Raw genomic sequence first — 16,025 nt, 5'->3', positions numbered from 1 at the left:
CTGGTTATTTGGGCCGCAAATGGCGTTTCAGATAATGACCGGTATAGCTGCGATCATTGGCCATGATGTCTTCGGGTGTGCCGCAACCGACAACCTCGCCGCCGCCATCGCCGCCTTCGGGGCCAATATCAATGATCCAGTCGGCGGTTTTGATGACGTCCAGATTATGTTCGATCACCACCACCGTATTGCCCTGATCGACCAGATGATGCAGCACTTCCAGCAATTTGCGGATATCATGGAAATGCAGGCCGGTGGTCGGTTCATCCAGAATGTAAATCGTCCGCCCGGTGGCGCGTTTTGACAGTTCCTTGGCAAGTTTGACCCGCTGTGCCTCGCCACCGGACAGGGTGGTGGCCTGTTGCCCCAGATGGACATAACTTAACCCCACCTGTTTGAGGGTTTCCATCTTGTCGCGGATGGATGGCACGGCCTTGAAAAATTCGGCCCCTTCTTCAACTGTCATATCAAGAATGTCGGATATCGATTTGCCTTTAAACGAAATATCCAGCGTTTCGCGGTTATATCGTTTGCCTTTGCACTGATCACAGGTGACATACACATCGGGCAGGAAATGCATTTCGATCTTGATGACGCCATCCCCCTGACAGGCCTCGCACCGGCCGCCTTTGACGTTGAAGGAAAAACGACCCGGTTTGTAACCGCGCGTTTTGGCCTCGGGCAATTGGGCGAACCAGTCGCGGATCGGCGTAAAGGCCCCGGTATAGGTTACCGGGTTGGAACGCGGGGTTCTGCCAATCGGGCTTTGATCGATATCGATGATTTTGTCGATATGTTCCACGCCGCTGATGTCGTCATGGGCGCCGGGATGGGACCGGGCATTGTGCATGCGTTTCGCCAGCGCCTTATACAGGGTTTCAATCACCAGACTGGATTTGCCGCCGCCTGAAACCCCGGTCACGCAAATGAATTTGCCCAGCGGGAATTCTGCCGTGACATTTTGCAGGTTATTGGCCCGTGCGCCGGTGATTTTGATCGCCTTGCCATTGCCCTTGCGCCGGATATCGGGAACGGGGATTTTTTCAATCCCGACCAGATATTTTCCGGTCAGGCTGTCGGGGTTTTTCTGAATTTCTTCGGGGGTGCCCTGTGCAACAATCCGGCCCCCATGAATCCCGGCACCCGGCCCCATATCGACCACATAATCGGCGGCCATAATGGCGTCTTCGTCATGTTCGACCACCAGAACAGTATTGCCAAGATCGCGCAGGCGTTTGAGGGTTTCCAGCAAACGGTCATTGTCGCGTTGATGCAGGCCGATGGACGGTTCATCAAGCACATACAAAACCCCGGTCAGGCCCGACCCGATCTGCGAGGCCAGACGGATGCGTTGGCTTTCGCCGCCCGACAAGGTGCCCGATGTGCGTGACAGGCTGAGATAATCCAGCCCGACATCGCGCAGGAATTTCAGGCGGTCGTTAATTTCGCGCAGGATACGCCGGGCGATTTCATTTTCCTTGTCGCTTAATTTGTCCGACAGGGCACCGAACCAGTCCGCCGCCTTGCCAATCGACAGGCCGGTGATATCGGAAATCGTGCTGTGATCAATCTTCACAGCCAGGGCTTCGGGTTTCAGGCGATGGCCGTGACAGACATCGCAATCCGATACCGCCTGATATTTCGCCAGTTCGTCACGCGCCCACTGGCTGTCGGTTTCGCGCCAGCGCCGCGCCATATTGGGAATGACGCCTTCAAAGGGCCGGGTGACCTTGTAACTGCGCGACCCGTCATCATAGGTGACGGTGACGTCTTCGGTGCCGGACCCGTGCAAAATAATGTCCCGCGCCGATTGCGGCAGTTTTTCCCACGCCACATTGGTTTTAAAGCCAAAATGCTTGGCGACCGAGCGCAGGGTTTGCAGATAATATTTCGATGTGCTGCTGGCCCAGGGTGCAACGGCACCATCATCCAGCGATTTGCCTTCGTCGGGGATGATCAGTTCGGCGTCAAATTCCATCTTGGTGCCCAGACCATCACAGGCCGGGCAGGCGCCAAACGGATTGTTGAACGAAAACAGGCGCGGTTCGATTTCCTCGATGGTGAAACCCGAAACCGGGCAGGCGAATTTGGCGGAAAAAACCGTGGTTTCGCCGGTTTTGGCGTCTTCGGCCAGAACAATACCATCGGTCAGTTCAAGGGCGGTTTCAAAACTGTCGGCAAGGCGGGTTCCCAGACCGGGTTTGACAACCAGCCGGTCCACCACCACTGAAATATCGTGTTTCAGTTTTTTATTCAGATCAGGCGCATCATCGATGTCATACATTTCGCCATCGATCTTGACCCGCTGAAACCCCCGCGTGCGCAGGTCTTTCAGTTCCTTTTTATATTCGCCCTTGCGACCGCGCACAAACGGGGCCAGCAAATACAGCCTTGTGCCTTCTTCCATTTCCATCACCCGGTCCACCATCTGGGAGACCGTCTGACTGACAATCGGAAGACCGGTGGCCGGGGAATAGGGAGTGCCGACCCGCGCCCAGAGCAGACGCATATAGTCGTAAATTTCGGTGACAGTCCCCACCGTGGAGCGCGGATTACGCGAGGTGGTTTTCTGTTCAATCGAAATTGCCGGGGACAGCCCGTCGATATATTCGACATCGGGCTTTTGCATAAGTTCGAGAAACTGCCGCGCATAGGCCGACAGGCTTTCGACATAGCGGCGCTGGCCTTCGGCATAAATCGTGTCAAACGCCAGCGAACTTTTGCCTGATCCCGACAGGCCGGTAATAACCACCAGTGCGTCGCGGGGCAGTTCGACATCAATGTTTTGAAGATTGTGTTCCTTGGCACCGCGAACGGAAATTTTTGTCAGCATGACCGGCCTTTTGTTCCTGTATTGTTCGGAAGATGTATAGAGGAGGCATTGTCTGTACGCAAGCATCCCCCTGACAGTTCCTGTCAGGATGTGTCAGGAGAGTGCCGGACGCGCAAGCCCCGGGGCTGTTTTATCCGTCTGCCGCATAAAAAACCCGCCGGGCAGGAGGCGCGGCGGGTTTGGATATTGGTTTGGCGCGATCAGCCTTTGGTGACCGTCCGACCGGTGGCCCCCAAATCCCTGAAGGCTTCTTCGAGGCGGGCGGCCATCGACAGTTCGGCCTCACGGACCCAGACGCGCGGGTCGTAGTATTTTTTGTAGGGCGCATCTGTCTGGGGATCGACCTGATATTTAAAAGCCTTGTCATGGGCTTCGACGTATTTGCCAACCGCTGTTGCATAGGCAAATTGCGTGTCGGTATCGATGTTCATTTTGAACACACCATACCCGACGGCTTCTTCGATCTTTTCCTTTTCCGAACCCGAACCGCCATGGAACACGAAATCAAGCGGACGGTCGCCAAGGCCATGTTTTTCGGAAACATATTTCTGCGATTCCCGGAGAATTTCGGGGCGCAGACGGACATTGCCCGGCTTGTAAACGCCATGAACGTTGCCAAAGGATGCCGCCACCGAAAAATGGCCCAGCGGGGCCAGACGGCGATAGGCTTCCTCGACGTCTTCGGGGCGGGTGTAAAGGCGGGAATCGATTTCGGTGCTGCTGGTATCAAGCTCCGATCCGATGCCGTCTTCTTCACCGCCGGTAACGCCCAGTTCGATTTCCAGGCTCATCTCGACGGCGGCAAGGCGTTTGAGGAATTCCTCGCAGGTGGCGATATTGTCTTCCAGCGGTTCTTCTGAAAGATCAAGCATGTGCGAGCTATAAAGCGGCGAGCCGGTTTCCTTGAACGATTTCTCGCTCCATTTCAGCATTTCGTCCACCCAAGGCACAAATTTGCGGTTGGCATGGTCGGTATGCATGACAACGGCGACGCCATAATACTCAGCCATCAGCTGGGCATGACGGGCCGCGGAAACAGCGCCAATAACACGGGCTGCTGCGGCATCCTTGATGCCTTTGCCGGCATAGAACTGCGCACCACCATTCGAAAGCTGGATGATGATGTCAGAACCGGCATTGGCGGCGGCCTCAAGGGCGGCATTCATCGTGCTGGAAGAGGTAATATTAACAGCGGGAAGGGCATAGCCGTCGTGCTTGCAGGCAGCGACCAGATCCCGATAGGCCGATCCGGTAACAACACCGGGTTTAACGGAAGGCATGTGGGTACTCCTCCTGGGGGTCAGAGTAGTTTAATGGTTTCCCCCGTGCGCACCGCCTGGTCCGCAGCAAGGGCAATCCGTAAGGAGCCCAATGCATCTTCCATATGCTGCGCAAGGTCAAGATTTTCTCGTATAGACTTTAGGAAAAACTGCTGTTCGCGCAGGCATAATTCATCATGGTCGGGCTCGTCGTCGGTCCGGATGATTTCATCCAATTGTGTGAATTTTCCGGTCGCATCTGTGGCAGCATGATGAAGTTTCAAGGCATTCGTTTTGGTGTGGGTATCGATATCGGCCGATTTCGATCCTTTTTCCTCGACATCGACAATCGAAACGCAGCCTTTCGGCCCAATCACATCCTTGATGAAAAAGGCGGTTTCGCTGATCATCGGGCCCCAGCCCGCCTCGTACCAACCGACCGATCCGTCATCGAAACGCACCTGCAATTGCCCGTAATTATACATATCGGGCGCAACGTCATCGGACAGGCGCACGCCAATCGCACTGACCGAGACCGGTTTGGCGCGGGTCATCAGGCACATCATATCGAGATAATGCACACCGCAATCGACAATCGGCGACACGCTGTTGAGCAACCGTTTGTGGGTTTCCCAAAAGGCACCGCTGCTTTGCTGGTTCAAATTCATCCGCATCACCAACGGTTTGCCCAGCGTTCCGGCCAGTTCGACAAACCGGGCCCAGGACGGATGATGGCGCAGGATATAGCCGATCACCAGTTTGCGGTCATGGCGGATTGCGGCATCGACAACGCGCTGTGCATCTTCGGCGGTTGCGGCCAGCGGTTTTTCAACAAAGACATGCGCCCCGGCTTCAAAGGCGGCGACCGCATAATCGGCGTGGGTTTCGGTATAGGTGCAAATCGACACGGCATCGGGCCGGGTCGCTGCCAGTGCGATATCATAATCATCAAAGGCCGGGTAGGCGGCAAAGCCATCGGGCAGCGTGTCGGCAGAGGGCATTGACCGGGCACACAACCCGACAATTTCGAAACCGTCCAGCCCGTGATAGGCCTTGGCATGGGACATCCCCATATTGCCAAGACCGACGACCAGAATGCGAACCGGTTTCATGTTGTGCCTCCGTTATGTTTTTTAAAGTTCTGTTTTAACTGATTATTCTACGCCGTTGATCCATGTGCGCATCACGGTATAGGCCGCGTCAAACAGCACCAGATCGGCGTTATAGCCCGGTGCAATGCGGCCCATCTGATGGTCAAGGCGCAGAAATTCTGCCGGGTAAAGCGATGCCATCCGCAAGGCTTCGCCCAGATCGACCCCGGCCATGGCGACGGTATTTTTGACCGCAGACATCATATCCAGGTCCGATCCGGCCAGGGTGCCATCGGGAAGCGCACAGCGACCTTCGCTGGCGATGATTTTCTCGCCACCAAGGACAAAGCTTTTATCCGTGGCCCCGACGGTTGGCATGGCATCGGTGACCAGCATGATCTTGCCGCGTGCCTTGGCACGAACGGCGATTTTGACCACGGCCGGATGGACGTGATATCCATCGACAATCAGCCCGCACCAGCTTTGATCATCGGCGATTGCCGCCCCGGCAACGCCCGGTTCGCGGTGTGCCAGCGGGCTCATGGCGTTAAACAGATGGGTAAAGCCCCGCAATCCTTCGCCAAGGGCGGCCTGAATATCGTCATAGGTGCCCGCCGTATGCCCGGCACAGACCAGAACGCCACGTTCTGTCAGTTTTGCAATTGTGCCTTTGGCGGCTTTTTCCGGGGCCATCGTGACCAGAATGCGGCCATTGGGCAGGCGCGATAACAATTCAATCGCGTCATCTTCCATCGGGCGGATGATGTTGGCATCATGCACGCCCTTGCGGGCCGGGTTCAGATAGGGGCCTTCGAGATGAATGCCGACAATGCCCGGCACCTGTTGCGTTATGGCATCGGTTACGGCCGCAATTGCCTGTTCCATCTTTTCCCGATGGTCGGTGATCAGGGTCGGCAGCATGGCCGTGGTGCCATATTGGCGATGGGCGGCCATCATCGCCCGGATACCCGCCACCGATGTCTGATCATTCAGCAAGACACCGCCGCCGCCATTGACCTGAATATCGATAAAGCCGGGGGCCAGAATTTGCCCGCCGCCATCAATGGTCCGGGTATTGGCGGGGATATCGTCACGGGCGCACAGCCCGGTGATTTTACCGCCCCCGATCAGGACAGCCTTGCCATCCTGAAAGATTTCCCCGTCAAAAATGCGGGCATTGGCAATGGCGAAATCGTGCATTAACGGGTCTCCGTAACTTTGGACAGGTGGGGCGGTGCATCCGGATTGCAGCCCCGCGCCAGGGCGACTGATTCCGCCAGGGTATAGAAACTCTGGATCATCGTAATCGGAGCCAGCAGCGGGTGGATATCCTCGACAACCGGCAAATGCCCCCGGATATCGCGATGGCCGGTTTCGGCGGCAAAAACATGGTCGGTCTTGGCACGCATTTCGGTCAGGAAAGTTTCGACACTGTCGCGCGACGCATCCTGTTGCGAAAACACCAGCATCGGGAATTCCCGCGTCACCAGTGCCATCGGCCCGTGTTTGACCTCGGCGGCACTGAAGGCTTCGGCATGCAGGCTGGCGGTTTCCTTGAATTTCAGGGCGGCTTCCTGTGCAATGGCAAAGGCCGGGCCGCGCCCGATGACATACAGGCTTTGCGATGCGGCAATCACATCGACGGCATCCTGCCAGTCCATATCAAGGGCGGCCTGCAAAAGACTGGGCAGGCGGTCAATCCCGGCATTCAATTTTGCATCGCCCGTCCATGCCCCCACCAGTTGCGCAATTGCCGACAGGGTGGCGATATAGGATTTGGTCGCCGCCACACTGGTTTCAGGCCCGGCCATCAGGGGAATGACATGATCGACCATATCGGCCAGCGGGGAATCTGTGACATTGACCATCGCAACCGTGCGCGCCCCGGAATTTTTTGCGGCCTCGGCGCTGCGGACCAGATCGGGGCTTTTGCCCGATTGCGATACCGCCAAAAACAGCGCCCCCCTGACCGCCAGCGACTTGCCATAAATCGAAATGATCGACGGGGCGGCCGATACCACCGGAATGCCCAGCTGGCTTTCAATCAGATATTTGGCATACAGGGTGGCATGGTCCGAACTGCCGCGCCCGCAGGTGACAACAAAGCGGGGCGGTTCGGCGCGCAGGGTGGCGACCAGTTCCGCAATGGCGGCATGGTTTGTGGCCAGTTGTCCTTTTACGACGGACGGGGCCTGGGCAAGTTCGCGTCCCATCTGGGTCTTGGGGCTCCAACGTGTCGTCATGTCATGTCTTTCCCTGATATCGATCAGCGGGCATCCACCTGCATCTCGGCGATAAAATCATAGCTGTCACCACGGTAATAGGATCGGGTGAATTCAACCGGCGTCCCGTTTGCCAAAAACGACCGCCGTTCGATGTAAAGGGCCGCACTGCCTTCGGGGACGCCCAGAATTTTGGCGGTTTCGGCATCAAAAAGTTCGGCGCGCAGCCGTTGCAGGGCGCGATCCGGCTTTTTGCCATGCCGGGCAAGGGCATCATAAAGCGATTTGTCGACGTCTTCGGGGCTGGGCAAAAAGGCCCGGGGCAAAACCGCAAATTCCAGCGCCATCGGTTTGTCATTGGCGGTCCGCAAGCGGCGCAAGCGGCTGACCTCGGTGCCGGGTGACAGGTTCAGCGCCATGGCTTCTTCGGGCGAGGCATGGCCGACCGATTTTTCCAGCCAGATTGCGCCCGGTTGCAAACCGCGTGTTGTCATATCCTCGGTAAAGGAGGTCAGGCGCGACAGGGCCTGTTCGACACGGGGGGCAACAAAGGTGCCGGCACCATGACGCTGTACCAGTACGCCGTCTTCGACCAGGGCGCGGACCGCATTTCGGACCGTGACCCGTGAAATATTGAGTTCGGTTGCCAGATCCCGTTCGCTGGGCAGGGCATCCTGAACCTTGAGAACCCCATCATCAATGATCGCTTTCAGGGCGACCTGCAAACGCCGGTAAAGCGGGCCGTGGCCGGTATTTTCAATATCGCGGGCCCGCAGGCTGGCAATCACATCGGCAGCATTGATCATGATCCGTTCCCCCTGTGGCGTTTCGCCAGCAAAATCGCCCCGTCCAGCGCGTCGCCCGTCGCCGGAACCAGCAAATCGCGCATATTGGCACTGATCAAAGCTGCCATGCGGTCGGCCAGCCCGCCCATCAGGGTCAGGCGTTGCGCGCCAAAGGCATTCAGGCGGCGCAGGATCGTATCATTGGCTGTTGCAGCGCGATGAATGATGGCGGCTGCAACCGGGTCCCTGGCATCGGCGGCGTCAAACACCAGCGGGCAGAATGCGCCATAATCCGCGGGGCGGGCCTTTTCGGCAAAAATCACGATGTTTTCGGGATTGTTGTCAAACTGCGTCATCAGGGCGGCGGTCAGATCGCTGGACGGTGATAATCCTTCGTGGGCGAGCAGGGCCTGTTCAATCGCGCGTTTGCCAATGCGAGCGCCGCTGCCGATATCGGAAATCTCGAATCCCCAACCGCCCAGTGACAATTGCCGGTCGCCAAGAATCGCCTGTCCGCAAGTTCCGGTGCCGATAATCAGGATCGCGCCATCCTTGCCCGCATGTGCGCCCAGACAGGCAGTATAGGCATCGGTTTCAAATGTCGCGCTGGCAAAAGGATGGGGGTGGGTGCGGGCAAGGTCGCGTTCGCGTTGCAACGGCAATCCGGCAAGGCCCAGCCCGGCATGCAATTGCGCAATGGTTTCGGCGGGTAAACCGGCCTTTGACAGGGCTTCGCGGGTGGCATCAATGATTTCGTGGAAAACAGAATCCAGCCCCAGGCGGGTATTGGCACCGCCCCGAACGGCTTCGCCAAGGATTGCGCCCGCCGCATCGCTGATTCGCACGCGGCAGCGCGTGCCACCGCCGTCAACGCCCAAAAAAAGCTGATTTTCTTGTCTGTTTTTCATTATTGACCATCCCTAGCTGCGATGATCATAGCAGAGTGGTATCTTAAAAATCAATACCAATATAAATCCACTTGTCACGCCTATGGTCTGGCTTTGGACTCATTGTATCTGATTGTTATGCAGAGGGATATCGTGAAAATACAAAGATAATATGCTGATTTAAAATAATAATTATGGTGATTTGGTGTGGTGATGTTGATGCTTTGATCAAACGGCTTGCGTTGCTGGTATCATAATGGTATTTAATTGGTGAGGGAGATTGGAAAATGGCATCAAGCACCGAAGAATTTGATTTGCGCTTTGCCGGGTTGGACCAGTGGTCTGACGCCGATTTCCTGACAGCATTATGGGAAGGCCAGATGCGGGCCGTGGCCGCCGTCGGCCCGGCGATTGAGGCGATTGCCCTTGCCGCAGACGGGGTGGCGCGGTGTCTTGCCGGGGGCGGACGTCTTGTTTATGTCGGGGCAGGAACATCGGGTACGGTGGCGTGGCAGGATGCCAAGGAACTGGCGGGTACTTTTGGCTGGCCCGAAGATTTGACCCTTGTTTTGCTGGCCGGTGGTCTTGACAGTGCGTCCGGCGTATTTGGGTCAGCCGAGGATGATATTGACGCCGTAGCCGCCGAAATACGTCGCCATAATATTGGCGCAGGCGATGCGGTGATTGCCGTCGCCGCCAGCGGATCAACCCCCTATACCCTTAAAGCCGTCGAACTGGCCCGTGCCAATGGAGCCTTTTGCGTTGGTCTGTGCAACAATATGGATGGCAAGCTGTTAAGTGTCGCCGAATGCGGGATTTATCTGGCCAGTGCGCCCGAAGTCATTGCCGGTTCAACCCGCATGGGGGCCGGAACGGCGCAAAAGGCGGCCATCAATATGTTGTCGTCGCTGGTGATGAACAAGCTGGGACGGTTGTATGACAATCTGATGGTTGGCATGCGGGCGGAAAACATCAAATTGCAGGGGCGGGCGACCCGCATCGTGCAATATGTTGCCAATTGCGATGCCGCGCAGGCCGGATCGGCCCTGACGGCAACCGGTTTTGATATTCGCCGTGCCGTTTTGGTCGTGCACGGCCATTCTGTTGAAAAATCACAAGAAATTCTTGAGGCGGTGAACGGAAATCTCCGGGCTGCTCTCAAGCATATGGGTTGATATCTGTGATATCCGCCCGCCGACATTGATCAGAGGAGGCATAAATGTCGAAAAAAGTGTTAGCAAAAGGCTTTGCCGGAATCCTGGCGGCTGGTGTCGCTCTGGTTCCGATGATGGCATCGGCTGGCGAACTGGTGATCGAAAGCTGGCGCAACGATGACAGCGATATCTGGAATGAGAAAATCATTCCGGCTTTCAACGAAAAACACCCCGATATCAAGGTGATGTTCAAGCCGATTCCGCCAACCGAATATAATGCCAGCCTGAATGCAAAGCTGGCCGGTGGCACCGCAGGCGACCTGATCACCTGCCGTCCGTTTGATGCCTCGCTTGAACTTTACAAACAGGGTGATCTTGCCGCCCTTGATGATTTGCCGGGCATGGACAGTTTCTCGGACGTTGCCAAATCGGCATGGCAGACCGATGATGGATCGGCCACGTTCTGCGTGCCGATGGCGTCCGTTATTCACGGTTATATCTATAACAAAGATGCCTTTGAAGAAGTCGGTGTCGAAGTGCCGAAAACATCGGCTGAATTCTATGCCGCCCTTGATAAATTCAAGGAAGATGGCAGCTATATCCCGATGGCAATGGGAACGGCGGATCAGTGGGAAGCCGCGACCATGGGCTTTCAGAATATCGGCCCGAATTACTGGAAAGGTGAAGAAGGCCGCAAAGCTTTGATTGATGGCAGCCAGAAATTCACCGATGCCCCCTATGTCGCGACCTTTACCGAACTGGCAAGCTGGGCGCAATATTTGCCCGATGGGTTCGAGGCGATTTCCTATCCGGATGCCCAGAACCTGTTCAGCCTTGGCCGTGCGGCCATTTATCCGGCGGGTTCGTGGGATATTTCCCTGTTTAACAGCCAGGCCGATTTTGCCTTTGGCGGTTTCCCGCCGCCCCCGGCTGCTGCCGGTGATACCTGCTATATCAGTGATCACACCGATATTGCCCTTGGTCTGAACACCGCATCAGAAAACGCCGAAGAAGCCCGGATTTTCCTTGAATGGATGACCGGTTCTGAATTCGCCACCCTGTATTCAAACGCCTTGCCGGGGTTCTTCTCGCTTTCGAGCCATGCAGTTGAAATCGCAGACCCGGTTGCCAACGAATTTGTCAGCTGGCGTCAGGATTGCGAGTCAACCATTCGCAATTCCTATCAGATTCTGTCACGCGGGACCCCGAACCTTGAAAACGAACTGTGGAACCTTTCCGCGCAGGTGATCAATGGCACGATAACCGCCGAAGAAGCCGCCAAAACGGCAGAAGACGGTCTGAAACAGTGGTATGCACCGCACCAGTAAGCCTGATATCAAAGGCAGGCGTAGCTTTATACGCCTGCCTTTTTCTGTAGTGACGGGGCAGGCCCCGAAACCGAAATCATCAAAAAGACAGGACAGGGTATGGCGCATTCCACCAGGCCCATGACCGATTGGCGCAAGGCAAAACTGCCTGTGTTCGCCTTTCTGGCTCCCGCGACGATCATTTACACCGTCTTTATGATCTATCCGTTGCTGGATTCGATCCGGCTGAGTTTTTATACCTCGGTCAGTGGCGGCGACCTGACATTTGTCGGGCTGGATAATTACCGGACCATTCTGGGTGATCCCGGCTGGTCGGCGACGTTCTGGAATGCCTTCTGGAACAATATGAAATTTTTCGCTGTTCATATGCTGGTGCAAAATCCGATCGGCATTGCGCTGGCAGCGGTTCTCAGCCTGCCGCAACTGAAATTGCGCAATACCTATCGCACCCTGATTTTCATGCCGACCATGTTGTCGGTGGTGGTTGTCGGGTTCATCTGGCAATTGATCCTTAGCCCGGTCTGGGGTGTGGGGCCGGAAATTCTTGATATTTTCGGGTTGAAATCACTGTTTGGGCCGTGGCTTGGCAAGGAAGGCAGCGCGTTGATTACACTGGCGCTGATTTCGGTCTGGCAGTGGGTTGGTATTCCGATGATGCTGATTTACGCGGCCTTGCTGGCGATCCCCGAAGATCTGGTTGATGCCGCCGTGGTTGATGGTGCCAGCCATTTTGAAGTGTTTCTGCACATCAAACTGCCGCTGGTTTTACCGACCATTGCGATGGTATCGATCCTGACCTTTGTCAGCAATTTCAATGCATTTGACCTGATTTATTCGGTAAAGGGTGCGCTGGCCGGGCCTAATTTTTCGACCGATATCATGGGGACGCTGTTTTACCGGACCTTCTTTGGGTATCAGTTGCAGCTTGGCAGTCCGACCCTTGGCGCGACCGTGGCGTCGTTGATGTTCATCATCATTCTGGTTGGCGTGCTGTTTTATCTGTTTGTCGTGCAGCGCCGCCTGTCGCGCTATCAGTTGTAAGGGGCGGAACATGTATAAAAATATCCGCAAGGATGATGCGTCCCGTGCTGTGATCGTGCATGCGGTGTTGCTGAGCTATACCTTGCTGGCGCTTTATCCGGTCTTTTTGATCGTGATTAACGCTTTCAAGACCCGCAAAGGGATTTTTAGCGATCCGATGGGGCTTCCGGGGCCGAAAACCTTCAGTCTTGAAGGGTTTACCAAGGTTCTCGCCAAGTCTGATTTTGAAGTTTATTTCTTTAACAGCATCTCGGTGACGGTGATCACGATTGGTATTGTCCTGTTGCTGGCCGCGATGGCGGCATGGGCGATTTCCGAATATGAATTTCCCGGCAATACGGTTCTGGCGCTGTATCTGGCGATTGGCATCATGGTGCCGATCCGTCTGGGGTCGGTGTCCATTTTGGGCCTGATTGTCGATCTGGGGTTGGTCAATACCCTGACGGCGCTGGTGCTGGTGTATGTGGCGCAAGGATTGCCCTTGGCGATTTTCATCCTGACCGAATTCATGCACCAGATCCCCAAGGATTTGAAAGAAGCCGCCCGGTGTGACGGGGTGGGGGAATTTACCATTTTCTTTGCCATCATCCTGCCGCTGATCCGCCCGGCGGTGGCGACGGTGGCGGTCTTTACCATGATCCCGATCTGGAATGATTTGTGGTTCCCGCTGATTTTGGCACCGGGCGATGGCAAACAGACCATCACGCTGGGGGTTCAGCAATTCATCGGGCAATATGTCACCGACTGGAACGCCGTTCTGGCGTCGCTGACACTCGCCATCATTCCGATCCTGATCCTTTATCTGATTTTCTCACGGCAACTTATTCGCGGCCTGACGTCTGGCGCGGTGAAATAAGTGCAGGTGCTTGGGAGCATACCAAATGGCTGATTTGAAACTGGACCAGATCCGCAAAAGCTATGGCGCGGTTGATGTGCTGCATGGCGTTGATCTGGACGTGAAGGACGGGGAATTTGTGGTGTTTGTCGGCCCGTCGGGCTGTGGCAAATCAACCCTGTTGCGGATCATTGCCGGTCTGGAAGACATTACCGGCGGCGATTTGATGATTGATGGTGACATCGTCAATACCAAAAGCCCGCGGGATCGCGGCATTGCGATGGTGTTTCAGTCCTATGCGCTGTATCCGCATATGAGTGTTTATAAGAACATGGCCTTTGGCCTGAAACTGGCAAAAACCAACAAGGCAGAACTTGATGAACGGGTCCGCAATGCGGCAAAAATCCTTCAGCTTGATGCTCTTTTGGATCGTCGCCCGGCGGAATTGTCCGGCGGACAGCGCCAGCGTGTGGCGATTGGCCGCGCCATTGTCCGCCAGCCCAAGGTTTTCCTGTTTGACGAACCGCTGTCAAATCTTGATGCGGCCTTGCGGGTTCAGACCCGCATTGAAATCGCCAAACTGCACCAGAAACTGAAATCGACGATCATTTACGTCACCCATGACCAGATCGAAGCCATGACACTGGCCGACAAGATTGTCGTGCTGAATGCCGGGAATGTCGAACAGGTCGGATCGCCGATGGAACTGTATCATCATCCGAAAACCCGGTTTGTTGCCGGGTTTATCGGGTCGCCTGCGATGAATTTTACCCGCGTGACCATCACCGCAGTTGAACCGGGGCGTGTGACGGTCCAAACACCGGGTGGGAAATCTGCGGTTTTGCCGTTTGAAGTTACCACCGATCATATCGGGACCGAAGTCGAACTGGGCATACGCCCCGAACATATGGGGCTGGACCGTGCCGGGGAACTGGGGGTCGATGGCGAGGTCGAGGTTGTCGAAAAACTGGGCGACTCCGTTTATCTGTATGTTCGGCTTGCCAATGGGGACCGGGTGACATTGCGTGCACCGGGTCATTGCCGGATCAAAATTGGCGAAGCCGTTTCGGCGCGGGCCGATGCGGCGGCGGCGCATTTGTTTGACCGCAATGGCCAGGCCTTTGCCAAACTCGATTGCCCCGAAGAATATAGCGCAATGGAATAACACCCGATTTACAAGGCTTCAAACCACGGGGGGCGATCTGATGGATCGCCCCCTGGTGTTTTTGTCAACGGCGATAATCCAAATTGTTGCAGAACTTTAACTTGCCGTTTGTGTCTTTTCGTGGCGATTCTTGTAACGAAAAGTTCAATAGAAAACGAAATTGTTGTTTTTGGTTTCGTTTCAACAAAACTTTTTGCGATAATGTCATCAGACGGTCAGAGGGGCGCGGCATGAACGTCCCGGCACCGCTCACCGCCAAGGTGACGTCACGTCAACAGAGAGGTTATTGAAAATGGCTAGGAAGAATGGCGCAGTTCGGGCATCCATGCTGGGTGTGACGGCAATCGCAGGGATGATGATGCTGGGCGCGGCGGCACAGGCCGCAGAATTGCGCCTGCTGACCTGGGGCGGTTATGCACCGGATGAAGTGATCGATTTGTTTGAAAAGGAAACCGGCATTGATGTTCAGGTGACCTTGTCGAACAACGAAGACATGATTTCCAAATTGCGGGCAACCGGTGGTGGCGGATTTGATCTGGCGCAGCCTTCGCAGGATCGTATTGCCGGGCCGCAACAGGAATATGGCATCTACAAGCCGCTGGATCTGTCGAAAATCGACGGTGCCCAGTTCATTGCGTCGATGTTTGAAGCCACCAAGGCCAACACCACGGTTGATGGTGCCGTTTACGGCGTGCCGCATGTCTGGGGCACCGATGGTCTGGTTCTTGATACCAGCAAGGCCCCGAATGTGAAGGATTACCTTGATCTGTGCAGCGACGAAGTTGCCGGCAAGGTTTCCTATCGTCTGCGTCGTCCGACCCTGATTGCCTTTGCCTTCTCGATGGGTCTTGACCCGTTTGCCGCCTATGGCGACGAAGCCAAATATCAGGAAATTCTGGATGCCGTCGAAGCCAAGCTGATCGAATGCAAACCCAATGTCAAAACCTATTGGGAAGGTTCGGACGGGCTGGTGAATTTGCTTTTGTCGGGCGAAATTGTGGCCGCAATGGCATGGGATACCGGCGGATGGCGTTTGAATAACGATAATCCGGCCATGAATTTTGTGGCCCCGACATCGGGCGCGCTGGGCTGGATCGATACCTTTGCCATGCCGGCCAAGGCCGACAATGAAGATGAAGCCTATCAGTGGATCAATTTTGTCATGAAGCCGGAAATTGCGGCAATGATTACGGCAAGTGCGGGCAACTTCACCGCATCGAAGGGGGCAGATGCCTTTGCCGAAGACAAGCTGAAAGAACAGTTCCAGGCAAGTTTCCCGCAGGAAGCCCTTGATAACATTAACTGGTATCCGCCGGTCCCGGCCGGTCTGGAAACGCTGGAAGGCAAAACCCTTGATCGTATCAAGGCAAACTGACCAGACGTAAATACCGTTGATACCGTCCCCGGTGCAGAAACCGGGGACGC

At 55.6% G+C, this 16,025-nt stretch carries 13 protein-coding genes; 6 read left to right on the top strand and 7 right to left on the bottom strand.

What is annotated here, in order from left to right:
* Positions 1 to 4: 4 nt before the first annotated feature.
* From uvrA to Q8O73_RS07505, 7 genes are all read right to left on the bottom strand, one after another.
* A complete protein-coding gene (uvrA, locus tag Q8O73_RS07535) occupies positions 5 to 2,833 on the bottom strand; it encodes an excinuclease ABC subunit UvrA (protein ID WP_305557044.1) in 2,829 nt (942 codons plus the stop codon).
* Between the two features lie 200 nt (positions 2,834 to 3,033).
* Positions 3,034 to 4,113: a class II fructose-bisphosphate aldolase gene (fbaA, locus tag Q8O73_RS07530; RefSeq protein ID WP_305557043.1), complete on the bottom strand. Its 1,080-nt coding sequence runs from the start codon at positions 4,111 to 4,113 to the stop codon at positions 3,034 to 3,036.
* Positions 4,114 to 4,133: 20 nt separating this feature from the next.
* Positions 4,134 to 5,204, bottom strand: coding sequence for a Gfo/Idh/MocA family protein (locus Q8O73_RS07525; protein WP_305557042.1), 1,071 nt, complete (start codon positions 5,202 to 5,204; stop codon positions 4,134 to 4,136).
* Between the two features lie 42 nt (positions 5,205 to 5,246).
* Positions 5,247 to 6,383: an N-acetylglucosamine-6-phosphate deacetylase gene (gene nagA / locus Q8O73_RS07520; RefSeq protein WP_305557041.1), complete on the bottom strand. Its 1,137-nt coding sequence runs from the start codon at positions 6,381 to 6,383 to the stop codon at positions 5,247 to 5,249.
* On the bottom strand, positions 6,383 to 7,426 hold the full coding sequence (locus Q8O73_RS07515) for an SIS domain-containing protein (RefSeq protein WP_305557040.1): 1,044 nt from the start codon (positions 7,424 to 7,426) through the stop codon (positions 6,383 to 6,385). Before Q8O73_RS07515 ends, nagA begins: the two co-directional genes overlap by 1 nt.
* Positions 7,427 to 7,449: 23 nt before the next feature.
* The gene (locus Q8O73_RS07510) at positions 7,450 to 8,211 is read right to left on the bottom strand and encodes a GntR family transcriptional regulator (protein WP_305557039.1); all 762 of its coding nucleotides are present in this window, start codon (positions 8,209 to 8,211) and stop codon (positions 7,450 to 7,452) included.
* Positions 8,208 to 9,098, bottom strand: coding sequence for a BadF/BadG/BcrA/BcrD ATPase family protein (locus Q8O73_RS07505; RefSeq protein WP_305557038.1), 891 nt, complete (start codon positions 9,096 to 9,098; stop codon positions 8,208 to 8,210). The genes Q8O73_RS07510 and Q8O73_RS07505 overlap by 4 nt, the downstream gene beginning before the upstream one ends.
* A 266-nt stretch (positions 9,099 to 9,364) precedes the next feature.
* On the opposite strand from Q8O73_RS07505, the gene Q8O73_RS07500 reads away from it, so the two are divergent.
* The 6 genes from Q8O73_RS07500 (at position 9,365) to Q8O73_RS07475 (ending at position 15,975) form a co-directional block, all read left to right on the top strand.
* On the top strand, positions 9,365 to 10,252 hold the full coding sequence (locus Q8O73_RS07500; RefSeq protein WP_305557037.1) for an N-acetylmuramic acid 6-phosphate etherase: 888 nt from the start codon (positions 9,365 to 9,367) through the stop codon (positions 10,250 to 10,252).
* A 44-nt stretch (positions 10,253 to 10,296) separates the two neighbouring features.
* Entirely contained in the window at positions 10,297 to 11,559 is a 1,263-nt protein-coding gene (locus Q8O73_RS07495; RefSeq protein WP_305557036.1) for an ABC transporter substrate-binding protein, read from the top strand.
* A 99-nt stretch (positions 11,560 to 11,658) separates the two neighbouring features.
* On the top strand, positions 11,659 to 12,600 hold the full coding sequence (locus tag Q8O73_RS07490; protein ID WP_305557035.1) for a carbohydrate ABC transporter permease: 942 nt from the start codon (positions 11,659 to 11,661) through the stop codon (positions 12,598 to 12,600).
* Between the two features lie 10 nt (positions 12,601 to 12,610).
* Positions 12,611 to 13,456, top strand: a complete 846-nt coding sequence (locus Q8O73_RS07485; RefSeq protein ID WP_305557033.1) for a carbohydrate ABC transporter permease — start codon at positions 12,611 to 12,613, stop codon at positions 13,454 to 13,456.
* A 25-nt stretch (positions 13,457 to 13,481) separates the two neighbouring features.
* The gene (locus tag Q8O73_RS07480) at positions 13,482 to 14,600 is read left to right on the top strand and encodes an ABC transporter ATP-binding protein (protein ID WP_305557032.1); all 1,119 of its coding nucleotides are present in this window, start codon (positions 13,482 to 13,484) and stop codon (positions 14,598 to 14,600) included.
* 292 nt (positions 14,601 to 14,892) lie between these two features.
* Positions 14,893 to 15,975, top strand: a complete 1,083-nt coding sequence (locus Q8O73_RS07475) for an extracellular solute-binding protein (RefSeq protein WP_305557031.1) — start codon at positions 14,893 to 14,895, stop codon at positions 15,973 to 15,975.
* Positions 15,976 to 16,025: the final 50 nt, after the last annotated feature.

Origin of the sequence: Thalassospira sp., assembly GCF_030690045.1 — a bacterium.
Taxonomy (GTDB): domain Bacteria; phylum Pseudomonadota; class Alphaproteobacteria; order Rhodospirillales; family Thalassospiraceae; genus Thalassospira.
This window is presented reverse-complemented; position numbering and strand designations above follow the sequence as displayed.